This window comes from Paenibacillus sp. FW126-R14, from assembly GCF_058789495.1.
In genome coordinates, this window is the sequence record NZ_JBYTBS010000021.1 from 1 (window position 1) to 21,913 (window position 21,913).

The following is a 21,913-nucleotide window of genomic DNA, read 5'->3' on the forward strand; positions in this document are numbered from 1 at the left end:
TAATTGGGCACGTACGGATCTGTGAGGGGCAAGGGGCACAATCCAAGACGGAAAGGCCCCGCCTACTCGACTATTTTGCTGGAAACAGCCATTTAAAAGAGGGAAAGGGAACTAGGGGCCGCTATTTCATCACTTCGAGCAGATATGTAGATCATTGTGGGGAAATAAGACCTTGCAGTTCTCCTCGGCTTCTTGAAATTCCTCTTTTTGCCGAAATAAGGGAATCGAGTTCCCAAAGTATGGGTATCTACCTGGCGAAGCTCCCGTCACGAAATGGAAGGAGGTTTGTTCAGCCAGCCGAGCAGTCGTAATGGGGAGTTAGCTCACTCTCGGTCCTCACTGACGGACAGAGGGGCTCTTATTTGATGGAAAAGGACATCTTCCAACATAACACGGACACCACTGCTGTTATTTGCTCACTGGGGGCTAATCTCGCCACGAAATTGGCAAATAAGGACTCTGGTGTCCTTTGGCAGAGTGACACGTTGCTTTCTGCGAAGATAACGGCCTTTGTGTCCGTAGCATGATGAGCCTTTATCTGGTTTTTCCAAGGCAGAAAACTCCCCGCATTTGAAACCGCCACCTAGGCATCCCTTCTACAAATAAAGGGCTGCCGGCATCATGCCGGACAGCCCTTTCGTATGTGATCAATTAGATGAAGAACGCACTGGAAATAATAACTAACAAAATGAATAATACCAAAATTGCTGCCGCAGAATTATAACCACCAGCTGCATGACTCATTCAAAATCACCCTTTCGTTCCTAAAAGTCTGTTCGTTTGTACTTACAGTGACAGCATATGGCACTGCCCACAGAAAGGAATGGGCTGGCAGGGCTAATTGGAATGATTGTGCTCCTGTACCTGTCTGATACATAATTTCAGAAGAAAATGTGCTACAATGGAAGGATGATTTTGATTAAGGTGAGGAGAGAAAGACAATGGCCGGTACGGCGAATGAAATAGCGGAATGGATGTTGGAGAAGTTGAAGTCTGCGGGGATTTTACACCAGAAAGAAGCGGTTGACTATATTATCCGTCATTACGGGGAATCCTTTATTTATGTTAATGAAAATGGGAATCAAGCGATTTCTAAAGAGGTCAAGAAAATTTTCAAGAAATTGCATGGCGGCAGAGCTGCTTGGGAGCGCGATGGCTTTTTCTGGGGATGGCATTAATTGGAACGTCTCTGCATAGCAGAAACTGCTTTCCAACCACATACTACGCTGAGGCCGCGTTCAAACAGGCATCAGCTTTTTTTGTACGTTTTTCCTTAAAAAAATGTCAATAATCCAAGTTGCTAAAACATAGAATTCATAATAAGATAAGGATAAGAAGATAAGTTGTCTGAATATTTAAATAAAACAAACGCATCAATTATGGAGGGGATTGCCGTGAGTAAGAGTCATGAAGTGGAGTACTGCAACCTAGAGTTACGATTTGATCGCCGGCTAATCCGGAACTTCATTAAAGCGCTCATTCAAGAAGGTTATTCTCTGTATTGGAACGAAAGCGAGCTGCAGTTCATCATTTCCATTCGAACAGGACGCAAGCTGATTAAGCTGAAGTTTGAGCGAATCGGCGAAAAGTATAAAATCGTGGGCAATTATTCGTTCAAAGACGAGAAGCTCGCGGAAATGATGGAAAAACTAATAGGCGATACACGCGGTCATGCCGTAGTCAAAAGATTTAAGGACCGGCAAATTCTCATTGAGAATATTATGTTCGGTGAAATTATTCGCATGGTGGAAATTAGCGGCATCGAACATAAAGTGCTGTATCAGAAGGAGCCAGCCGTGACAGTAGAAGAAGTCATGCAAGCGCTGCGATCCAAGCGGACCGATGAGCGAATTCCTATTTTACGCATGGAACTCGATTATGAACTCGCCACTTTACACGATGCAATCGCATCAGGGGATGCCAAAGCCATTATGGCGAGTAAGACGAAGCTCATTGAAATGCGTCAAGAAATGCTCTTATTGGAGATGTGAGAATGAATAGTGGATTTGAATAAGAAGAGAGTCTGTATTTATACATACGGGACTCTCTTTTGTGTGTTTGCCGCACTTTTTTGAACAGCGGTCTTGTGAAGCCGGCAGGATTCGTTTATAATTTAATTCATAAAAGTTAAAGCGCTTTAACTTTCGAATGTTGTAGGAGTGGTTTCATCGGTGAAAGTCAGTATATTCGATGTTGCGAAGAAAAGCGGTCTCTCCGTTGTAACGGTTTCCAGGGTTATCAATGGAGCGGGTACCGTGAGAGAGAACAACCGGCAGCGCGTGCTGCAGGCGATGAAAGAGCTGGACTACCATCCCAATGCGGCAGCTCGCAGCTTGGCTCGAGGGAAGACCGGCGTTATCGGTCTTGCGATCACGACGCTCAACGATTCATTCTTTGATGCCGTGGTCAAAGAAATAAACGAACGGCTCGCCGAAAGCGGGTATTTTTTAGCGCTATCCATTTCGAACGACGTATTTTCCTCCTTTGAAAATTCATTGTTTCAAGAGGACCGCGTAGACGGACTGATGATGCTGTCGCCTACCAATGAAGAGGCTTATGTAAAGGAACTGCAGAGGAAGAAGATGCCTTTTGTCTTGATGGATAATCAGCATTTGGACAAAGCCGTCTCCTCCGTCATTGTGGACAATTTCAAAGGCGGATATGAAGCTACGAAACATTTGATTGAGCTTGGGCATACCGAAATTGCTCATATTCGCGGTCCTGAACCGTTTATGAGCAGCCGTGAAAGGCAGCGCGGATATTGTCAAGCGATGAAGGACGCCGGCATTATTGAATTGTGGATCGAGCAGGGGCAATTTGCTGTCGCATCCGGTTATGAAATTGCGGAAAGATGGCTGCAAGCCGGCAAGAAGCCGACGGCCGTGTTTGCCGCGGACGACTACGTTGCCTTCGGTATAATCGATGCGTTTAAGAATAATGGCCTGCAGATTCCAAAGGACCTTTCGGTAGTAGGCTATGATGATCAAATCTTCGCTGCGGAGTTTCGTCCCAAGCTCACCACGGTGCGTCAACCGTCGGAGCAGCTTGGCAAGGCAGCCGTAGATGAATTGCTCCGCCTTATTGACGGCACGGCTGAAGGGCATCAAACGGTCGTGCTGGAACCGGAAATTGTGGTGAGGGAAACGACAGCCCGAATCTATAGCTGAAAGACATTAAAGAAATTAAAGAAATAAGGAGCTCACGAACCATGAATTATTATTTGGGTGTAGATGCCGGCGGAAGCAAGACGTACACGCTTGTAACAGACGAGCGGGGGCATATACTCGGCAAAGGGCATAGCGGGAACGGGAATCATCAGATTAACGCTTCGCAAGCGGAGGCTAATATTCGCAGCTCCGTAGAGATGGCTTTGACTCAAGCGAAATTGTCTCGTCAAGAGATTGCGTTTGCCTTTTTCGGCTTGGCGGGTGCGGATCGTCCCATCGATTACGAGGTGCTAAGACCTATGATCGGGGACATGGGCTTTCCGCATTATGCCATCGCTTGCGATACGATGATCGCGCTAAGGGCGGGAACGTCGCAGCCTTTCGGCGTTGTGCTGATTTGCGGGAGCGGGACGAATAGCGCCGGCAAAAACCGGCAGGGTCAATTTTTTCAATGCGGCGGCTTCACCTATAAGTTCGGCGATTTCGGCGGGGGCGGCACATTGGCGGTCGAAGCTTTCAGGTCTGTTATTCGGGCTTGGGACGGCAGAGAACGGCCGACGCTGCTGACGGAGATGCTGCTGCAAGAGCTGGGCTACAGCAAGGTTGACGAGATGTTTGACGATTATATGGATCACAATAAACCGATTCCGCTGCACATTGTCAAACTCATCTTTAAGGCTGCGCAGCAAGGCGACGAGGTTGCGCTCCGAATTTTGCAAGCGCAAGGCGAGGAGCTTGGCAAATCTGCCGTTGCGGTCATTAAGCGGCTTGGCATGGAACAGGAAAGCTTCGACATTGTCCTTGCGGGCAGCGTTGTGATGAGAGGCGAGGGCCCCTATGTGCTTGAGTATATCGAACGGGCGGTAGGACAAGTTGCGCCTAAGGCGTCCATCGTGAAGCTCGCTGTCGAGCCGGTGGTCGGAGCCTTATGGCTTGCCATGGAAGCAGGCGGACAGCCGTTGAAGCCGGACGTGTACGAAGCGCTCCGAAACGTATCCGATTACAATGCCATACTACTATAAAGATTAGGATGTGAGCTTACTTGAGAGACGCATTGAAAATAGCGATCATTGGCGGAGGTTCGTCTTACACGCCGGAAATTGTGGAAGGCTTTATTTTGCGGTATGCGCAGCTTCCTGTGAAGGAATTATGGTTAGTGGATGTTGAGGAAGGGCGGCATAAGCTGGAGATTGTCGGGAACTTGGCCAAACGAATGATCGAAAAGTCGGGCCTTCCGATTGATGTCCATCTAACGCTGGATCGCAGGAAAGCGATTGAGAACGCAGATTTTATTTCTACCCAAATGCGCGTAGGTCTTCTGGAAGCCCGGAAATGGGATGAGCATATACCGAACAAGTACGGAATCATCGGGCAGGAAACAACAGGTCCGGGCGGTATGATGAAGGCGCTGCGTACGATTCCTGTGCTGCTTGATATTTGCAAAGATATCGAGGAGCTCAGCCCGAACGCATGGCTCTTGAACTTTACGAATCCGGCCGGCATGGTGACCGAAGCGATTCACAAATACTCGAAGGTCAAAAGCATCGGTCTATGCAATGCGCCCATCGGTTTGCACAAATGGTTGATGAAAAAATATGACGTGCAGCCCCAGCAGATTTATACGGAGTTTGTCGGCTTGAATCATTTGCATTGGGTGACCCGCGCCGAGATTAATGGGGAAGACAAGCTGGGCGAGCTGCTGGACCGCCGAGAAGAATTCAGCGGCAAGAACGTGCCGGCCACCGAATGGGATGCCGATTTCTTGCGTTCCTTGCAAGCGTTGCCTTCGTACTATTTGAAGTATTTCTATATGACGGACATTATGGTGCAGGAACAACTGGCTTCCATGAAGGCGAACGGGACTCGGGCCGAAGTGGTGAAACGCGTCGAGGATGAGCTGTTCGAGCTCTACAAGGATCCGAACCTGCAGGAGAAGCCGAAGCAACTGGAGAAACGCGGAGGCGCTTATTACTCGGAAGCGGCAGTTAACTTGATGGATTCTCTTTACAACGACAAGCACGACATTCAGACGCTCAATGTGATGAACGGCCATATGATCGACTTTCTGCCAGTGGATGCCTGCATTGAAGTGAACTGTCTTGTGACCGCCCAAGGTCCTGTTCCGATCGGACTGACGAAAGTGCCGGAACATGTCAAAGGCCTTATGCATGCGGTCAAAACGTACGAGGCTCTTACGATCGAAGCTGCGGTTACGGGTAGCAGAGATTTGGTGCTCCAAGCCCTCGTTCATCACCCGTTGGTGCCGTCCGTAGGGGTGGCCAAAACGCTTATGAATGAAATGCTGGAGAAGAATAAGCCGTATTTGCCTAATTTTTTTGCTTAAAATAAAGAAATGCCGCTCCCTGCGAAGGGAGTTTTTTTATTGTAAAAAGACTATTGTTAACGTGTGCATAGTTATGATATGCTTCTAGTAGAGGTGAAGGAATGAGCGTAACCATTAAGGATATAGCTAAACTTGCGGGTGTGTCTCACACCACTGTTTCCAGAGCGCTCAACAATAGTCCGCTAATTCAGGAAGAAACGAAAGAACGTATCCGTCTCATTGCCGAACAGCTGGATTATACGCCCAATTACAGTGCCAAGAGTTTGGTGCTCGATCGTTCGTATAATTTGGGTCTGTTCTTTACCACACTGAGTAAAGGTACTTCTGCCGGCTTTTTCTATGAAGCAATCCGTGGTGTGAACTCGGTTATTCAGGACCGGTACCAACTGATTGTCAAAGGAATTGATGACTACACGAGCTTTCAATCGATTACCCGCAAAAGCTTTGACGGGATCATCGTTGTCTCGCAAAGCGATGACGATCAAGCCATCATTGATCATATCGCAGGTAAAGGCATCCCGCTCGTCGTCCTCAACCGGCCGGTCTCTACGGCAGGCGTGTTGAACATCCTTTCGGACGAAGAACAGGGCGCATTTCTGGCATGTTCCTATTTAATTGAACAAGGTCATACGCGCATTGCGCTGATTGAGGGCCGCAAAGGCTTCAAATCCGCCCAGAACCGGAAAGACGGCTTCGAAAGAGCGATGAAGCATTACGGGATGAGCATTCCCTCCGTATACCGAATGCCGGGCTTATATGATCTAGAGAGCGGCCATAAGGCGATGCAGCAATTTTTGGCCTTAGAGGAACGACCGACCGCTGTCTTTAGCTGCAATGACGAGATGGCGTTAGGGGCAATGAAAGCGATATCGGAAGCCGGGATGCAGGTGCCAGCGGATATTTCCGTTGTTGGCTTTGATGATACGGTTTTTGCCGCCTACGTGACGCCGGCTTTAACAACCGTCCGCAGGCCTATTGAACAAATCAGTAAAGAAGGCGCCGTACGGCTCCTTGGAAATATTGAGAACAAACAGCACGAAACCGAGCAGGTGCTCTTGAAGACAGAGCTCGTCGTGCGGGAGTCCGTAAAGAAGCTGTCAACATAAAGAAAGAGGGAATAGTCGATGAGCGTTTTGAGAGAGCTGTTAAAGGATATTCCGATCCCGCAAATGGTGAAGATCCGCCAGAAATTTGACCGTACGATTTTGGAGAATCCGGAGCAGGAACTGGCGGATAAGCTTGCCAGCAGCGGCGTGATGGAGACCATTCTTCCAGGCCAGCAGGTTGCTGTTGCCGTAGGCAGCAGGGGCATTGCGAACATTGCGGGGTTTACTAAAACGACGATCGACGCGATTAAGGCGAAAGGCGCATTCCCGTTCATCGTGCCCTGCATGGGAAGCCATGGCGGTGCGACGGCCGAAGGACAAACGGAAGTGCTGCTGCACTTCGGCATCACGGAAGCGACGATGGGCGCCCCGATTCGCTCTTCGATGGAAGTCGTTAAAATTGACGAACTGCCTAACGGTTTGCCGGTTTATGTAGATCGTATTGCTTCTGAAGCGGACGCCATTGTCGTTATCAACCGCGTGAAGCCGCATACAGCGTTCCGCGGTCGTATTGAGAGCGGTATCATGAAGATGATCGCGATCGGGCTTGGGAAGCAAAAAGGCGCTGAAGCTTGCCACCAGCTTGGTTTCAAGTATATGGCGGAAAATGTGCCGGCGATGGCCAATCTCATGATCCAGAAGCTTCCGATCGTGTTTGGCGTAGCTCTGGTCGAAAATGCTTATGACGAGACTTGCCGTGTGGAAGTGCTGCCGGCGGCTGAAATCGAAGAGCGCGAAGAGAAGCTGCTGATTGAGGCGAAAGCGCGTCTGCCTAAAATTTTGTTCGATGAAATCGATGTGCTGGTTATTGATTATATTGGCAAAAATATTAGCGGCGACGGCATGGACCCTAACGTGACAGGCCGTTATCCGACGCCTTATGCGCACGGTGGACCGGATGTTGCGAAAATGGTCGTGCTGGACCTGACGCCGGAAACAAAAGGGAACGCAAACGGCGTAGGCACAGCTGATTTTACGACACAGCGCTTAGTCGATAAAACAAACCTGGAATTTACCTATGCCAATGGGTTAACGTCGACGGTATGTGCGCCAACGAAAATTGCCACTACCCTGGAGAATGACTATTATGCCATTAAGGCGGCGGTAAAGACCTGCAACATTTTAGATTATACGACTTGCAAGCTGGTTCGGATTCAAGATACGCTTCATCTTGGCGAAATCGAAATTTCCGTGAATTTATTGGACGCAGCGCGCGTTCACCCGGATATTGAGATTTTGACGGAGCCCTATGAACTTTCATTTGACGCAGAGGGGAATATTAGCAAATGACAGACCGACAAAGTACCCTCAAGCCCTACATCATTGCGGCTGACATCGGTACAACAAGTACGAAAACGCTCGTAATTTCGCGCGAGGGGAAAGTTCTGGGATCTCACTCCATCGAATATCCCCTCTTTACCCCGACCCCTGACCGGGCGGAGCAGGATCCGGATCAAATTTTCGATGCGGTCGTGCAAGGCATCGGCGAAGTCGTTCGCAAGGCAGGCGTTACGCCTGACCAAGTGCTCTGCGTCTCCTTCAGCTCAGCTATGCACAGCCTTATCGCCGTGGACAAGAACACGAAGCCGCTGACGGCTTGTATTACATGGGCGGACAATCGCAGCTCGATGTATGCGGCGGAGTTAAAGCGCAGCGGTCTCGGGCAGCAGATTTATTCCCGAACCGGCACGCCGATTCATCCGATGTCGCCGCTGCTCAAGCTGATGTGGTTCCGTGACAACGAACCTGGGCTAATGAATGAAGCGCACAAGTTCATCGGCATTAAAGAGTATGTGTTCGCGAAGCTGTTCGGCCGCTATCTGATTGATCATTCGCTGGCCAGCGCCACGGGATTGTTCAATCTGGAGGATCTGGATTGGGACGCGGAAGCGCTGGGTCAAGCCGGTGTAACGGCGGAGCAGCTTTCAGAGCTCGTACCGACGACATATCGCGTTGAGGGTCTATGCGCTGAATACGCCGCTGCGATGGGCTTGTCTCAGGATACGCCGTTTATCGTCGGGGCATCCGACGGCGTCTTGGCGAACCTAGGCGTTGGCGCATTCGAGCCTGGCGTCGTGGCCGTCACCATCGGCACAAGCGGCGCCGTGCGCAGCGTTGTGACCAAGCCGCAAACGGACCCGGAAGGCAAGCTGTTCTGCTATGCGCTGACCGAGAAGTTTTGGGTCGTTGGCGGACCGATCAACAACGGCGGCATTGTTTTCCGCTGGGTGCGCGATCAAATCGCCACCGCGGAGTCCGAAGAGGCGCGCCGTCTGGGCATGGATCCTTATGACTACTTAACGGAGCTCGCTTCGCATGTGAAAGCAGGCTCTGACGGGCTGCTGTTTTTGCCGCTTCTTTCCGGCGAACGGGCACCGTATTGGAATGCGAACGCCCGGGGAGTCTACTTCGGCCTTTCGCTTAGCCATCAGAAGAAGCATATGATTCGCGCAGCGCTGGAAGGCGTCATGTTCTCCATCCAAGCCGTCGCCACGTCGCTGGAGCGGATTATGGGACCCGCGGAAGTGATTCGCGCTTCCGGAGGCTTTGCCAGATCTGAATTCTGGCGCCAGATGATGACGGATATGCTGGGGACTTCGGTTACCGTGCCTGATTCCATCGAAAGCTCGGGAATTGGGGCTGCATTGCTAGGTTTGCTTGCCATGGGTGAGATTGACGATCTATCCCATGCGCACAATTGGATTCAGGTTGGAACGGCTCATGAGGTGAATGAAAGCAATTATCGCGTATATCAACAATTGACATCTATTTATACAAGCGTATATCATCAGTTAAAAGATCAATTCGACGCGATAACCGCCTTTCAAGGTCAGCACCTTCGGAGCCCTCAATCATAAATTTGCTTAAGCGCCTTGCGGCGCATACGTTCCAAGCATAATGTCAGAGGGGATGAAGACAAATGAATTTATTCGATCTTACAGGGAAAACAGCAGTAATTATTGGCGGCAACAGTACGCTGGGCGGCTCAATGGCGATCGCTTTGGCCGGTCATGGCGCGAAAGTGGCCATTGTCGGACGCAACCAAGAGAAAAGCGACCAAGTGCGCCAAGAGATTGAAGCGATTGGCGGAGAAGCTCAAACGTTTCAAGCGGACGCGACGAAACGGGAGGATTTGGAGCGTGTGCTTGCCGATGTTCTCGCTTGGTCAGGCCGTGCGGACATTTTGATGAACTGCCCGGGCAAAAATAGTGCCACGCCTTTCTTTGACATTTCCATGGAAGAATGGGATTCTATTATGGAGGTTAATTTGAAAAGCGTCGTGCTGGCTTGCCAAGTGTTTGGGAAATACATGGTTGATCGCGGCGAAGGCGGAAGCATTATCAATATTTCATCGGTTTCGTCAGATCCGCCGCTTTCCCGGGTATTCACTTACTCCGCTTCTAAAGCAGCAGTCAATAACATTACACAGAACATCGCCCGCGAATTCGCTCCAAGCCGAGTGCGTGTTAATGCGATCATTCCTGGCTTTTTCCCGGCTGAGCAGAATCGTAAGATTTTGTCGCCTGAACGGATCGAGTCCATTATGCGTCATACGCCAATGAATCGATTCGGTGAAGCGTCAGAGCTTCAGGGTGCTGCTGTGTTCCTTGCTTCTGAACAAGCTTCCAGCTTTGTTACAGGCTCTGTTATAAGAGTAGATGGCGGTTTCGGCGCGATGACGATTTAAACATTTATATATCGGAAGGGTGTATGAGAGACGTGTCTAAACAACAAATTGGTGTAGTCGGATTAGCGGTAATGGGTAAAAACTTAGCGTTAAACATCGAGAGCAGAGGCTTCACAGTATCCGTATTCAATCGTTCTGCCGAAAAAACAAAAGAGCTTATTCAAGAAGCAGAAGGCAAACAATTGGTCGGTACATACAGTGTGGAAGAATTCGTGCAATCCTTGGAAGTGCCGCGCAAAATTTTGATCATGGTTAAAGCGGGCGGTCCAACGGACGATACGATTAACCAATTGCTGCCGCATCTTGAAAAAGGCGATATCCTGATCGATGGAGGCAATGCCTATTTCCCGGATACGCAGCGCCGTAACAAAGAGTTGGAAGCACACGGCATCCGTTTCGTAGGAACCGGCGTTTCCGGCGGCGAAGAAGGCGCGCTGAAAGGCCCGGCTATCATGCCAGGCGGTCAAGAATCCGCATATAAACTGGTAGAGCCTATTCTTACGGCGATTTCCGCCAAAGTTGGCGAAGACGCTTGCTGTACGTACATCGGACCAGACGGCGCAGGACACTATGTAAAAATGGTGCACAACGGAATCGAGTATGGCGACATGCAGTTGATCTGCGAAGCTTACCAACTGTTGAAAGACGTTTTGAACGTAAGCACAGAAGAGCTTCATGAGATCTTCACGGAGTGGAACAACGGCGAGCTTGACAGCTATTTGATCGAAATCACGCGTGACATTTTCACGAAATATGACGCTGAAACCGGCAAACCGATGGTTGACGTTATCCTGGACTCCGCAGGTCAAAAAGGAACAGGAAAATGGACCAGTCAAAGTGCTCTGGATCTTGGCGTGCCGCTTTCCATCATTACGGAATCCGTCTTCTCCCGTTTCATCTCTGCGATGAAGGAAGAGCGCGTAGCGGCCAGCAAAGTGCTCAAAGGACCTGATGCTCCAGCTTTCACAGGCGATCGCAAAGCATTTATTGAAGCTGTGCGTCAAGCGCTGTACGCAAGTAAAATTTGCTCTTATGCACAAGGCTTCGCTCAAATGAGAGCAGCTTCCGATGAATATAAATGGGATCTGAAATACGGCAACATCGCGATGATCTTCCGCGGCGGCTGCATTATCCGCGCCAGATTCCTTCAAAATATCAAGGATGCGTACGACCGCAATCCTGAATTGAAAAACCTGCTGTTGGATTCTTACTTCACAGGTGTAGTTGAGAACTATCAACAATCGTGGAGACAAGTTGTTGCAGAAGCGGTAACTCGCGGTATCGCAGTTCCATCTTTCGCATCGGCGCTTGCTTACTACGACAGCTACCGCACAGAAAGACTGCCGGCTAATCTGCTGCAAGCGCAGCGCGATTATTTCGGAGCGCACACGTTCCAACGTGTGGACAAAGAAGGTTCCTTCCACTTCAACTGGATGGAAAACTAAGCTGGCAGAGGTGTTACGCCTCTCCCTGTAAACCGTATGCCGCTTCCCGCAGCCACATTTTCAAACGATCGGCTTCTTGATCGAAGCCGTTCCTTCTGTGAATGAGCATCAAGGAGACTTCGGCAAAATAACGGAAATTTTTTAACAATCGTGGTTGAGCAAGGCCCTGCACACGCGGGTCTTCTTCAGCCACTTTTTTCTTAATAAACTCCAAGATCCAAACGACATCCTCTCTGCACAGCACGTAGCTCGGGTGTAAGATTTGTTCCAGTTTGCCTTGGGTGCGGTTGGTGTAGGCAACAGTTGGGTTCAAAGCTTCATCTCTCCTTGTCGGCATAGGGTTTCTCTTAAAATCTTAACTGTTTGAGTTGGAATTTATTCACACTACTATATGATTTTTTCATGGATTGTATTCATGTCTGAGATGCTATGGTATGATGTTGGGAAAGTTTGTATGAACAGCATATGAGAAAAGGGGATTAATGTGACAACAAGCAATCTTGTACTTGTAGGTTTCATGGGGACAGGCAAATCAACCGTCGGGCAGAAGCTTGCGGAGCGTTTGGGATGGACGTTTCAAGACTCGGATGCCGTACTTGAGGAAGAGCAGCAGACAAGCATTGGGGAACTGTTCAGCGAGTATGGGGAAGCGCACTTTCGTGCATTGGAGAGCAAAACGCTTGAAAATTTGCTGGCTCGTCAAGGGCAAATCGTGGCAACAGGCGGGGGCGCTGTATTAGCGGAGGAGAACCGGGCCTGCATGCTGCGCAGCGGCTTCGTTGTAGCGCTGAAAGCTTCGCCGGAGGCTATCATTCAAAGGGTGAGCAGCGATACAAGCCGTCCTTTGCTACAAGGGAACTTGGAAGAGCGGGTTCATACGCTGCTTGAGCAGCGAAAGTCCGCCTATGACTTCGCACATGCCGTGATCGATACGACCGAGTTAACGACAGACCAAATTGTTGAGACCATTATTCGGCAGGCCAATCTTTAAGAGGAAGGACAAGCCCGAAGCTTAGTCCTCCCACTCCAACATGCCGCCGGTCATGTTCTTAAGTCCTTTATATCCTTGTGCTTCCAAAAAGCCCAGCGCACGCCCGCTGCGATTGCCGCTGCGGCATACCAGGATCACTTCTTCGGCCGTAGGAATCTCGCTTAAACGCTCAGGCAGCTCGCCCAGCGGGATATGAATGGCGCCTGCAATCATGCCGGCAGCTACTTCTTCCACTTCGCGAACATCAATAATCGTCAACTGCTCGCCCCGGCTTAGTCTCTCTTTGACGGCGGATGGTAAAATCGTATCCATAACAGGACCTCCATGTTTTTCAATTGTTGGGGAGAAGCCCCATTACAAGTAATGATAGAAACATTAAGGCAGGATGTCAAACCAGGAGTTGTATCGTTATGCTATACATCGGATTAGCCGGTATTCTCGGCGCACTCGCCCGATTCGGGCTTTCCACTCTATGGAATCCGGGAACGGCAGCCGTGTTTCCTTGGGGAACGCTGTTCTGTAATTTAGCCGGTTGTATATTGCTGGGGTTCATTTCATTTACAGACAGGCTGCCTATTCCTGCAAAGCTGCAGTTGCCGATCACAACGGGGTTTATCGGATCTTTTACTACGTTCTCTACGTTTAGCTACGAGACGGTGAACATGTTTAACCATGGGTACTTGATGCTGGCCCTTCTTTATGTGCTTGGCAGCTTGTGGGGGGGACTAGGCTTTACTTGGCTTGGCATCCGTCTTGCGCTGCTTTCCCGAAGGGAGGCACACCGCTCATGAACACTTGGCTGTGGCCGATATGTCTGGTAAGTATTGGCGGATTCGTGGGGGCAATCGCCCGGTTTCAGGTTGGGGCGTACATGTCAAGAAGGTTCCCAAGTTCTATTCCGTATGGTACACTGACAATAAATCTTTTGGGGAGCTTTTTACTGGGGCTTCTCATGAAATATCATCCATTTGACAATTGGAAGCTATTGATTGGCACAGGCTTTATGGGAGCTTTCACTACATTCTCCACCTTGAATTTGGAAAGTATGAAACAGCTCCGGTCAGGACTATGGCAAGCTTGGATAATCTATACGATGCTCAGTTATACCGGTGGAATTCTGTTAGCCTTCATCGGATATTACATATAAACACATGCGAAGGAGATATGAACCAAATGAAAGCCATCGTGAAACCTACTGCTAATCTGCAAGGAGAAATCAACGCTCTTTCCTCAAAAAACTACACGACCCGTTACTTGCTGATCGGCGCGCTAGCGAATGGGACAAGCACGATTTATTATCCTGCTCATAGTGAAGATAGCGACGCAATGAGACGCTGTGTGCGCGATTTGGGTGCTATCATTGAAGAAGACGACGAGAAAATCGTGATTACAGGATTCGGCAAGAATCCGAAGCATGTTTCTGAGCTGAATGTAGGAAATGCCGGCGCTGTCCTTCGTTTTCTAATGTCTACAGCCGCTTTCTGTCCGGATGTGACGTTTGTAAATACGTATCCCGAATCGCTGGGCAAGCGCCCTCATGACGATCTTATTGAAACTTTGCAGCAAATGGGCGTGGAAGTACAACATTCCAACGGCCGTTTGCCGATAACCATTAAAGGGGGACAACCGCGCGGCGGCAAGCTGACCGTTTCCGGCAATGTCAGCTCGCAGTTCCTCAGCTCCCTCTTGTTTATGACGCCTCTTCTGGAAGAGGACAGCGAGATCGAAGTGCTGCATGATTTGAAATCCAAAATTATTGTCGGTCAAACGCTCGAAGTTTTGGAGCAGGCCGGTATCGTGATTCACGCTAGCGAAGATTTGATGCACTACCGTATTCCGGGCAGACAATCCTATCAAGCCAAAGAATATGTCATTCAAGGGGATTACCCGGGATCTGCGGCGATTCTGGCAGCTGCGGCTGTGACGAATTCGGACGTACGCGTTCTTCGCTTGGAAGAGAACAGCAAGCAGGGTGAGAAGGCATGCGTTGATGTTTTACGTGCGATGGGCGTTAATTTAACCCATGATAACGGTGTTGTACACGTTCGCGGCAATCAGAAGCTGGTCGCTGGCGAGTTTGATGGCGATCACTTTACAGATGCGGTGCTGGCCATGGTGGCGGCAGCTGTTTTTGCCGAAGGGACGTCGCGTTTCTACAATGTCGAAAATTTACGTTATAAAGAGTGCGACCGGATCACTGATTATTTGAACGAGCTGCGCAAAGCGGGAGCTGATGTGGAAGAACGCCAAAGTGAAATTATTGTCCACGGCAAGCCGGAAGGTGTTCCAGGCGGTGTCGAGATCAATGCTCACTTCGATCATCGTGTCATTATGGCGCTTACCGTTGTCGGTCTTCGCTCCGAGAAAGGGTTGACGATTCGTGATGCTCATCACGTCGCCAAATCCTACCCGCAGTATTTTGACCATTTGCGTTCTATCGGTGCTCAGGTTGAACTTGTGACGGAGTAACAGGATTCCAAAACAAGGAACGGGTGAGTCAGCATGAGGATTATTTGGCAGGGGTTAAAGGTGACGTTTGGATTATTCCTTGTCGCGGGACTTATATTTGCAAGCAGCGTATTTGCTGTATTGCTGTATGCCAAAGCTACGGGGAAAGAAACGGCTTTATTCGCAGCCGGTTCTACGGTGCCCATTACTAAGCCGCCAGCGCCTGTGCAAACAGCGGAGGTTTCCACGCCGCAACCAACGATCCAGACAAAGACATCAGCAATGATTGATGCGCCTGTTTTTGCTCAACTGCCTGAACTGCCAGCAGGTTGTGAAATTACGAGTTTGACGATGCTGCTGCATTTCTATGGAATTACCAAAACGAAAATGGAACTGGTCGCCGAGATGCCGCTGGACAACACGCCGGTTAAACTGAATGCAGACGGATCTCCTGCGTTCTGGGGGAATCCCAACACAGGTTTCGTAGGCGATGTTACCCGGAAACAAAGAGGGTTCGGCATTTATCATGCCGGTCTTTTCCCGCTGTTAAAGTCATATATTCCGGAGGCGATCGATATTACGGGCGAGTCCTTCGAATTGTTTGAACAGCAGGTGGCAAGCGGCATTCCTGTCCTCATTTGGACGACAATTGATTTCAATATTCCTTACAAATGGGTGACGTGGGATACGCCGATCGGCCCGATCCAAACGACATATGCGGAGCACGCTGTATTATTGGTCGGATATGATGAGAATAATGTATACTTGAACGATCCCTATAGCGGGAAAAAGCAATTGCAGGTAAACAAAGCGCAGTTTATCGACAGCTGGACCGCCATGGGGAAACAAGGCCTCACTTACGTGAAAAAATAGGAGGTAGATGGATCATGACGTTTGAAAATCCGTCCAGAGAGCACATTAAGGAGATTCTTGCGAATGCGGGCAATATTGCCGTCGTAGGTTTGTCCGATAAGCCCGACCGTACATCGTATATGGTGTCCGCTGCGATGCAGAGCAGAGGATACCGGATCATTCCGGTTAACCCGAATGCAACCGAGATTTTGGGCGAGAAATGCTATGCTTCGCTATCCGACATTCCGGAGCCCGTAGATATCGTCAACGTCTTCCGCCGTGCGGATCAAGTCGTTCCCGTCGCGGAAGAAGCCGCCAAAATCAAAGCCAAAGTTTTCTGGCTCCAGCTTGACATCGTGAATGAGGAAGCAGGCCGTATCGCCAGCGAAGCGGGCTTGGAAGTCATCATGGACCGCTGTATTAAAGTGGAAGATGCGATTCTCAATCCGCGTAACAATTAAATCGACCGTTTACACTTAAAAAAACCGCTTCTCTCCAACCGTCTAGGCCGGAGAGAAGCGGTTTTTATTTATACAGGCTTAAGCTTTTAATACATCGTGATCGACGTAACGCGCGCCATTTAATTCACTGATTACGTTAATGGCCACTTTGGCGCCATCGCCGGCAGTCACAATCGTATGCATGGAGACACCTGCAATCGTACCTGCCGCCCACACACCTTTGAGGCTCGTATTGCCCTGCGCGTCCGCATCGACAACCGTTTTGATGCGAGGCTCTGTACCGGGCTTCGTCTGAATGCCTGAAGCTTCTGCAAGATCAGCGAATAATCCTGTTGCAAGAATGACATACTTGCTCTCATATGTACCGTTTTCTGTCGTTACTTGGAAGCCTTCACCGGATTGATTCAGCTGGGTGGCTTTGCCTTGAACAAACTCAGCTCCGAATTTTGCGGCTTGCTTCTTCCCGATTTCAACCATGTCAGGACCAGTGATCCCTTCTACGCCATAATGATTCTCAATCCACGCGCGCTTTGTCACGCTTTGATCGCTATCAATGACAAGCGTTGATTTTCCCGCTTTGGCTGTGAATAAGGCTGCACTTGCTCCGGCAGGGCCTGCTCCAATAATAATAATATCATATGCCATATCGGTATTCCTCCTGTAAAGAGAATGGGGTACTAGGAAATTATGGCATATTCAATTACCCTTAGTCAACTTATGCGTATAGAATGTATGTTATCTTTGGATGCTTACAATTTTAACATTTTAATAAATAAAATACGAAGGAGCGGAGAGAATAAAAGAGGCTCCAAAAAGGTGTCCAAATTCAAGAAATATGAAGGAGAATCTACAGATGTATAACAACGCAAACAACAATGCCGCTTCATCGTTCGGGAGTTCATTCCAAGGCGGCCAGGCTTCGCAAGGCTATCAGAACAACGCTTCCCAATACCAGGGGTACCAAAGACAGTATCAACCTGTCGGGTATGTGCAATCCTTCTATAGTCAACAACCGGCTTCTCAATCCGTTTCGGGCTCATCTCAAGGGTACAATCAAGGTTTCAATCAGCAGGGCATGACTTCTACAGAATCGTTTCATACGGCAAACTACCGGGGGAACCAACCGGGTCATGACAATTACTTGCGCAGCGATTCTTCAACGCCGACGCAATATCAGCCATCCAGCTTTCAAAACGCTTATTCGACCTATAACGGATCGAATAGCCAAAACAACCAGTATGGTTCCAATCAAACTCAGCCCATAACTTATGTGTCCAGCCAATACGGCAGCTCAACACAGTCTAATCAGCAGCCTTACGGACAAAGCCAAGTTTCTGCGAATTCCTACCACTTGGCGAACTACCGGGGGAACCAACCGGGTCATGACAATTACTTGCGCAGCGATTCTAATACACCTTCGCAGCAATCGTATCAGTCAAGCTACGGTGCCCAACAAGGGACACAATTCTATGGGTATCAGCAGCAGGGGCAGCAAGGACAACAAAGCTACCAGCAGCAAACCGCGCAGCCTTATAACCAAAGCTTCGGCAGTTCCGGCATGGGACAGCAGTTCGGATATAACGCCTCTAATTAATCGTATGCGCTAACTGGTATTCAAAGGCAGGTCGAACCCCGACCTGCTTATTTTGTTTTGACAAACAGGCAAACAAGCTATACGATTTGATGAGAGGCTTATGCTCATCATGTAAGTTTTTTCGATCGCGCTATGCTTCGGCATACGCTGTCCGTTTTGTTTTAGCAAAACTTTTAGGAGGAATCATACGTTTGAACTGGATGGGGAACTTACAACAGCTTGGCCGCTCATTAATGCTGCCCACCATGGCGCTTCCTATTGCTGCTGTGCTGCTTCGTCTCGGGGACCTGCCTTGGGATCGCATTCACGCATCCGGATTTGGCGATATGCTGCTGTTAGCGGGGAATACGGTCTTTGATTATATCCCCATCATATTCGCCGTTGGCGTGGCGCTGGGGCTTACAGAGAGTGCCGGTATTGCCGGGCTGTCTGCCATGCTGGGCTATTTTATGTTTACGAGGCTCATTGAGCATGGACTTGGATCCCAGTTTCAATTGGGTGTACCTGGCGGAATCTTAATCGGTTTGCTTGCGGCCATTATTTATCACCGCTGCAAAGAGATCAAGCTGCCTGAATACATACAATTTTTCGGCGGTCCGAGAATGGTTCCGCTCATTATGGGCCTGTGCACGCTCGCCGTGTCGTATATAATGATCGCGATAGGTCCTTACTTGGAAGTCGGGATGAGCAATTTTTCGAACTGGCTGCTCGGTCTTGGCGGTTTCGGCGCATTTGTGTATGGTATCGCGCACCGGTTGTTGGTGCCGTCCGGTTTGCACCATATATTGAATAACTTCTTCTGGTTTCAAGTGGGGGCTTACGAAACGCCGTCAGGGCATATGGCTTACGGGGATTTGCCGCGCTATTTTGCAGGAGATCCTTCAGCAGGCATGTACATGGCCGGGCTGTATCCGATCATGATGTTCGCTTTGCCAGCCATCGCATTTGCCATTATTGGGGAAGCGCGTGAAGATTTGAAGCCGAAGATTAAGGCGACATTTCTGACGGCCGCGTTAGCCTCTTTTTTAACAGGCGTCACGGAACCGATCGAGTTTGCTTTTCTCTTTGTTGCACCTTATTTGTTTATTATTCATGCCATTTTATCCGGTGCGGCAATGTGGCTGGCCTATGAACTGCATATTCAGCATGGTTTTTCATATTCGGCTGGAGCGATAGACTACGTCATTAATTTGCATTTATCGCATAACGGACTGCTTCTGATCCCAATTGGCATCGTGTACGGACTCGTGTATTATTTCATGTTTCGCTGGGCGATCAGGAAGTTCCAAATTCCTACGCCGGGCAGGGAGGAAGGCTCTTCGCTCGAAGAATGGGCCGGCGATATCCCGTACAGGTCGCCTTTAATTTTGCAAGCACTCGGTGGGAAAGACAATATTAAGAAGATTGAAGCCTGCATCACCAGATTGCGACTTACGCTTGTTAATGATCGTTTGATAGACATCACGGCATTACGACACTTAGGAGCTGCAGGCGTCATCCGTCTTGGAGGAGGCAATGTTCAGGTCGTGTTCGGGACATTCTCAGAGCTGATTCGTGAAGAAATAATGAAAGTACTGCGCAAAGACATTCATGTCGTATTGTTTACCTCGCCGATGCAGGGTCGCATGATTCCTATTGAAGATGTGCCCGATCGCATTTTTGCTTCGCGTTTGGTCGGTAACGGCGTAGCGTTTATTCCTGAAAAAGGGGAGCTGGTCTCGCCGGTTGCAGGCACCATTATGCATATTTATCCGACCATGCATGCGCTGGGCATTGCGACGGATGAAGGATTGGAAGTTCTGCTGCACATTGGGATCGATACGTCGAGCTTGCCGGGGAAATGTTTTAATGCCGTGGTCAAAGAAGGCGATCGTGTAGAACCCGGACAGCTTCTCGTTAAATTCAATTACAATAAAGTTAAAAAGTTTGCTTCATCTTTGGCGACACCGATGATTATTACGAATCCGGATCTTGTTAAGTCTTGGAGCTTCGCTCCGTTCAAAGCTGTAAAAAAAGGCCAAGGTTCTGTGATGTCCGTCGTCTTAAAGCCTACTAAATCTACGGGAGGGATGAACGGATGATCAGAGGGATAGGGGCGTCTTCAGGCATTGCAATGGGTCAGGCATTTGTCATTCCTACGTGGGAGTGGGATTTCCCAGAAAAAATGATCGATGTGACAGATTTGGCTTATGAATTTGAGCGTCTGTACGACGGGATCCGGTCTTCCAAGGACGAGCTGGAGCTCATTAAACAGGAAATTAAAGAGGTTGTCGGGCAGGATCAAGCGTATATTTTTGATGCCCATTTGGCCATTTTGGAAGATCCTATTTTCATGAACGAAATTCAAGGGATCATTGAGCTGCAGTATAAGGCCGCGGAAGTTGCCGTAAAAGAAGTCATCGACAAATTTGTCGGAATGTTCAACATGATCGACGATGAGTACATGAAGGAGCGGGCGCTCGATATTAAAGATGTTGGCAACAGGCTTCTGAAGCATTTGCTGGGCGATACCAGCTCAACGGTTCCTCCCATCGATCATCCGTATATCTTGGTTGCCAAAGAACTTACCCCTTCGCAACTGGCTCATTTGGATCCGACGAAAGTGTTGGGGCTTCTGACCATTCTGGGGGGCACGCATTCGCATGTTTCTATTATGGCTAGAGCGATGTCCGTTCCTTATGTTTTAGGGCTGGAAGGGAAGCTGCTGCGTCCGATTCAAAATGGCGATTTCTTGATCATTGACGGTCAAGAGGGGACTCTTTACATTAATCCGGACAAGATCACAATCGAGCGCTATCAAGCACGCAAGAAGAATTGGCTTGAATTCAAGGAGAGTTTGCAGGAAATCGCCGATGTGCCGCCTGTTACTTTGGATAACAGCTATGTCAATCTGCACGCGAACATTAACTCGGTGATGGAGATCGATCAGGTTATGCGCAACGGCGCGTCGGGGGTCGGATTGTTCCGTACAGAGTACTTATATATGGACCGTGATTCGCTTCCGGGCGAGGACGAGCAGTTTGAAGTTTACCGCCATGCCGCTATGCACCTGAAAGGCCGTCCCATTGTCATCCGAACCTTGGATATCGGCGGAGATAAGAAGCTGGATTATATGCCGCTTGCCAAAGAGGATAATCCGTTCCTGGGATACAGAGCTATTCGGATCTCACTGGACCGGAAGGATCTGTTTATGACTCAGCTGAAAGCGATTCTTAGGGCAAGCCATTATGGCAACGTGAAAATCATGTACCCGATGGTGACATCGCTGGGCGAGGTGCGTCAAGCCAAAGCTCTTTTGGAGAAGGCGAAAGCTGAGCTCAGCGCGCAAGGCATTCCTTTCAATGCCAACATCGAAGTAGGGTTAACGATTGAAGTACCCGCAGCAGCGCTCATTGCAGACGTTCTGGCAAGTGAAGTCAACTTTATGAGTATTGGTACCAACGATCTTGTTCAATATGTGCTGGCTGTAGACAGGATGAACGAGAACATCGCGCACTTATATAATCCGTATCATCCGGCTGTCATCCGGCTTCTTAAACATGTCATAGACGCAGGCAAAAGCGTAGGCATTCCAGTCGGTGTATGTGGCGAAATGGCGGGAGACGTCCGCGCTTTGCCTATTTGGTTAGGTCTTGGCATCGAAGAACTAAGCATTTCTGTACAAACCCTGCTGCAAGTGAAACACCGTTTATTAAGCAGTAACGCTAAAAAATGCAAGCAATTAGTCGGGGAAATTCTAGCTTGCAAAACGAGCGATGAAATAATTGAGCTGCTAGCTCAAACCGAACAAACTGAATCGATTGTAGGAGGTAATTAG

At 49.2% G+C, this 21,913-nt stretch carries 23 protein-coding genes; 19 read left to right on the top strand and 4 right to left on the bottom strand.

Annotated features, from left to right (window positions below; all coding sequences use genetic code 11):
- Positions 1–651: 651 nt before the first annotated feature.
- Positions 652–744 (bottom strand): YjcZ family sporulation protein, encoded by a 93-nt coding sequence (locus AC3WRW_RS15040; protein ID WP_492547125.1) that lies wholly within the window; start codon positions 742–744, stop codon positions 652–654.
- A gap of 197 nt (positions 745–941) precedes the next feature.
- On the opposite strand from AC3WRW_RS15040, the gene AC3WRW_RS15045 reads away from it, so the two are divergent.
- The 10 genes from AC3WRW_RS15045 (at position 942) to gnd (ending at position 11,750) form a co-directional block, all read left to right on the top strand.
- On the top strand, positions 942–1,178 hold the full coding sequence (locus tag AC3WRW_RS15045; RefSeq protein ID WP_492547126.1) for a DUF6953 family protein: 237 nt from the start codon (positions 942–944) through the stop codon (positions 1,176–1,178).
- Positions 1,179–1,394: 216 nt separating this feature from the next.
- Positions 1,395–1,991: a YkzI domain-containing protein gene (locus tag AC3WRW_RS15050; protein WP_492547127.1), complete on the top strand. Its 597-nt coding sequence runs from the start codon at positions 1,395–1,397 to the stop codon at positions 1,989–1,991.
- Between the two features lie 180 nt (positions 1,992–2,171).
- On the top strand, positions 2,172–3,167 hold the full coding sequence (locus AC3WRW_RS15055) for a LacI family DNA-binding transcriptional regulator (RefSeq protein ID WP_492547128.1): 996 nt from the start codon (positions 2,172–2,174) through the stop codon (positions 3,165–3,167).
- A gap of 41 nt (positions 3,168–3,208) precedes the next feature.
- The gene (locus AC3WRW_RS15060; protein ID WP_492547129.1) at positions 3,209–4,189 is read left to right on the top strand and encodes an N-acetylglucosamine kinase; all 981 of its coding nucleotides are present in this window, start codon (positions 3,209–3,211) and stop codon (positions 4,187–4,189) included.
- 20 nt (positions 4,190–4,209) lie between these two features.
- On the top strand, positions 4,210–5,511 hold the full coding sequence (locus tag AC3WRW_RS15065) for a 6-phospho-beta-glucosidase (protein WP_492547130.1): 1,302 nt from the start codon (positions 4,210–4,212) through the stop codon (positions 5,509–5,511).
- Positions 5,512–5,612: 101 nt separating this feature from the next.
- Positions 5,613–6,617 carry a LacI family DNA-binding transcriptional regulator gene (locus AC3WRW_RS15070; protein ID WP_492547131.1) on the top strand — a complete coding sequence of 335 codons (1,005 nt, stop codon included), beginning with the start codon at positions 5,613–5,615 and terminating at the stop codon, positions 6,615–6,617.
- 18 nt (positions 6,618–6,635) lie between these two features.
- Positions 6,636–7,907, top strand: coding sequence for a nickel pincer cofactor-dependent isomerase, group 22 (locus tag AC3WRW_RS15075; protein WP_492547132.1), 1,272 nt, complete (start codon positions 6,636–6,638; stop codon positions 7,905–7,907).
- On the top strand, positions 7,904–9,475 hold the full coding sequence (gene gntK, locus AC3WRW_RS15080) for a gluconokinase (protein ID WP_492547133.1): 1,572 nt from the start codon (positions 7,904–7,906) through the stop codon (positions 9,473–9,475). The genes AC3WRW_RS15075 and gntK overlap by 4 nt, the downstream gene beginning before the upstream one ends.
- A 62-nt stretch (positions 9,476–9,537) precedes the next feature.
- A complete protein-coding gene (locus AC3WRW_RS15085) occupies positions 9,538–10,305 on the top strand; it encodes an SDR family oxidoreductase (protein ID WP_492547134.1) in 768 nt (255 codons plus the stop codon).
- A gap of 32 nt (positions 10,306–10,337) precedes the next feature.
- The gene (gene gnd, locus AC3WRW_RS15090; protein ID WP_171686110.1) at positions 10,338–11,750 is read left to right on the top strand and encodes an NADP-dependent phosphogluconate dehydrogenase; all 1,413 of its coding nucleotides are present in this window, start codon (positions 10,338–10,340) and stop codon (positions 11,748–11,750) included.
- A 13-nt stretch (positions 11,751–11,763) separates the two neighbouring features.
- On the opposite strand, the gene AC3WRW_RS15095 is transcribed toward gnd, so the two are convergent.
- Positions 11,764–12,087, bottom strand: coding sequence for a hypothetical protein (locus tag AC3WRW_RS15095; RefSeq protein WP_246294447.1), 324 nt, complete (start codon positions 12,085–12,087; stop codon positions 11,764–11,766).
- 147 nt (positions 12,088–12,234) lie between these two features.
- On the opposite strand from AC3WRW_RS15095, the gene AC3WRW_RS15100 reads away from it, so the two are divergent.
- Positions 12,235–12,741 carry a shikimate kinase gene (locus AC3WRW_RS15100; protein WP_492547135.1) on the top strand — a complete coding sequence of 169 codons (507 nt, stop codon included), beginning with the start codon at positions 12,235–12,237 and terminating at the stop codon, positions 12,739–12,741.
- 21 nt (positions 12,742–12,762) lie between these two features.
- Here AC3WRW_RS15100 and AC3WRW_RS15105 read toward each other — a convergent pair whose 3' ends face one another.
- The gene (locus tag AC3WRW_RS15105) at positions 12,763–13,053 is read right to left on the bottom strand and encodes a rhodanese-like domain-containing protein (RefSeq protein ID WP_492547136.1); all 291 of its coding nucleotides are present in this window, start codon (positions 13,051–13,053) and stop codon (positions 12,763–12,765) included.
- A gap of 98 nt (positions 13,054–13,151) precedes the next feature.
- On the opposite strand from AC3WRW_RS15105, the gene crcB (AC3WRW_RS15110) reads away from it, so the two are divergent.
- From crcB (AC3WRW_RS15110) to AC3WRW_RS15130, 5 genes are read left to right on the top strand one after another with little or no spacing between them, the layout of a single operon-like run.
- Entirely contained in the window at positions 13,152–13,532 is a 381-nt protein-coding gene (gene crcB, locus AC3WRW_RS15110) for a fluoride efflux transporter CrcB (protein ID WP_492547137.1), read from the top strand.
- Complete coding sequence (crcB, locus tag AC3WRW_RS15115) at positions 13,529–13,888, top strand: fluoride efflux transporter CrcB (protein WP_492547138.1); 360 nt, start codon at positions 13,529–13,531, stop codon at positions 13,886–13,888. Before crcB (AC3WRW_RS15110) ends, crcB (AC3WRW_RS15115) begins: the two co-directional genes overlap by 4 nt.
- Positions 13,889–13,914: 26 nt before the next feature.
- Positions 13,915–15,210: a 3-phosphoshikimate 1-carboxyvinyltransferase gene (aroA, locus tag AC3WRW_RS15120; RefSeq protein WP_492547139.1), complete on the top strand. Its 1,296-nt coding sequence runs from the start codon at positions 13,915–13,917 to the stop codon at positions 15,208–15,210.
- 33 nt (positions 15,211–15,243) lie between these two features.
- Complete coding sequence (locus tag AC3WRW_RS15125; protein ID WP_492547140.1) at positions 15,244–16,062, top strand: C39 family peptidase; 819 nt, start codon at positions 15,244–15,246, stop codon at positions 16,060–16,062.
- A 14-nt stretch (positions 16,063–16,076) separates the two neighbouring features.
- The gene (locus tag AC3WRW_RS15130; RefSeq protein WP_492547141.1) at positions 16,077–16,502 is read left to right on the top strand and encodes a CoA-binding protein; all 426 of its coding nucleotides are present in this window, start codon (positions 16,077–16,079) and stop codon (positions 16,500–16,502) included.
- Positions 16,503–16,580: 78 nt separating this feature from the next.
- Here AC3WRW_RS15130 and AC3WRW_RS15135 read toward each other — a convergent pair whose 3' ends face one another.
- On the bottom strand, positions 16,581–17,147 hold the full coding sequence (locus AC3WRW_RS15135; RefSeq protein WP_492547142.1) for an NAD(P)/FAD-dependent oxidoreductase: 567 nt from the start codon (positions 17,145–17,147) through the stop codon (positions 16,581–16,583).
- A 208-nt stretch (positions 17,148–17,355) separates the two neighbouring features.
- Between AC3WRW_RS15135 and AC3WRW_RS15140 the strand changes: the two genes are divergently transcribed.
- The 3 genes from AC3WRW_RS15140 (at position 17,356) to ptsP (ending at position 21,913) form a co-directional block, all read left to right on the top strand.
- On the top strand, positions 17,356–18,096 hold the full coding sequence (locus AC3WRW_RS15140; protein WP_492547143.1) for a hypothetical protein: 741 nt from the start codon (positions 17,356–17,358) through the stop codon (positions 18,094–18,096).
- 191 nt (positions 18,097–18,287) lie between these two features.
- Entirely contained in the window at positions 18,288–20,177 is a 1,890-nt protein-coding gene (locus AC3WRW_RS15145) for a glucose PTS transporter subunit IIA (protein ID WP_492547144.1), read from the top strand.
- A complete protein-coding gene (gene ptsP / locus AC3WRW_RS15150; protein WP_492547145.1) occupies positions 20,174–21,913 on the top strand; it encodes a phosphoenolpyruvate--protein phosphotransferase in 1,740 nt (579 codons plus the stop codon). Before AC3WRW_RS15145 ends, ptsP begins: the two co-directional genes overlap by 4 nt.

Bases quoted from the DNA above. Each gene is read 5' to 3' on its own strand.
- AC3WRW_RS15085 (WP_492547134.1), top strand. From the start codon at position 9,538: ATGAATTTATTCGATCTTACAGGGAAAACAGCAGTAATTATTGGCGGC.
- AC3WRW_RS15125 (WP_492547140.1), top strand. From the start codon at position 15,244: ATGAGGATTATTTGGCAGGGGTTAAAGGTGACGTTTGGATTATTCCTT.
- AC3WRW_RS15095 (WP_246294447.1), bottom strand. From the start codon at position 12,087: ATGCCGACAAGGAGAGATGAAGCTTTGAACCCAACTGTTGCCTACACC.
- AC3WRW_RS15130 (WP_492547141.1), top strand. From the start codon at position 16,077: ATGACGTTTGAAAATCCGTCCAGAGAGCACATTAAGGAGATTCTTGCG.
- AC3WRW_RS15045 (WP_492547126.1), top strand. From the start codon at position 942: ATGGCCGGTACGGCGAATGAAATAGCGGAATGGATGTTGGAGAAGTTG.
- AC3WRW_RS15040 (WP_492547125.1), bottom strand. From the start codon at position 744: ATGAGTCATGCAGCTGGTGGTTATAATTCTGCGGCAGCAATTTTGGTA.
- AC3WRW_RS15060 (WP_492547129.1), top strand. From the start codon at position 3,209: ATGAATTATTATTTGGGTGTAGATGCCGGCGGAAGCAAGACGTACACG.
- crcB (WP_492547138.1), top strand. From the start codon at position 13,529: ATGAACACTTGGCTGTGGCCGATATGTCTGGTAAGTATTGGCGGATTC.
- aroA (WP_492547139.1), top strand. From the start codon at position 13,915: ATGAAAGCCATCGTGAAACCTACTGCTAATCTGCAAGGAGAAATCAAC.
- ptsP (WP_492547145.1), top strand. From the start codon at position 20,174: ATGATCAGAGGGATAGGGGCGTCTTCAGGCATTGCAATGGGTCAGGCA.
- gntK (WP_492547133.1), top strand. From the start codon at position 7,904: ATGACAGACCGACAAAGTACCCTCAAGCCCTACATCATTGCGGCTGAC.
- AC3WRW_RS15075 (WP_492547132.1), top strand. From the start codon at position 6,636: ATGAGCGTTTTGAGAGAGCTGTTAAAGGATATTCCGATCCCGCAAATG.
- crcB (WP_492547137.1), top strand. From the start codon at position 13,152: ATGCTATACATCGGATTAGCCGGTATTCTCGGCGCACTCGCCCGATTC.
- AC3WRW_RS15070 (WP_492547131.1), top strand. From the start codon at position 5,613: ATGAGCGTAACCATTAAGGATATAGCTAAACTTGCGGGTGTGTCTCAC.
- AC3WRW_RS15140 (WP_492547143.1), top strand. From the start codon at position 17,356: ATGTATAACAACGCAAACAACAATGCCGCTTCATCGTTCGGGAGTTCA.
- AC3WRW_RS15105 (WP_492547136.1), bottom strand. From the start codon at position 13,053: ATGGATACGATTTTACCATCCGCCGTCAAAGAGAGACTAAGCCGGGGC.
- AC3WRW_RS15135 (WP_492547142.1), bottom strand. From the start codon at position 17,147: ATGGCATATGATATTATTATTATTGGAGCAGGCCCTGCCGGAGCAAGT.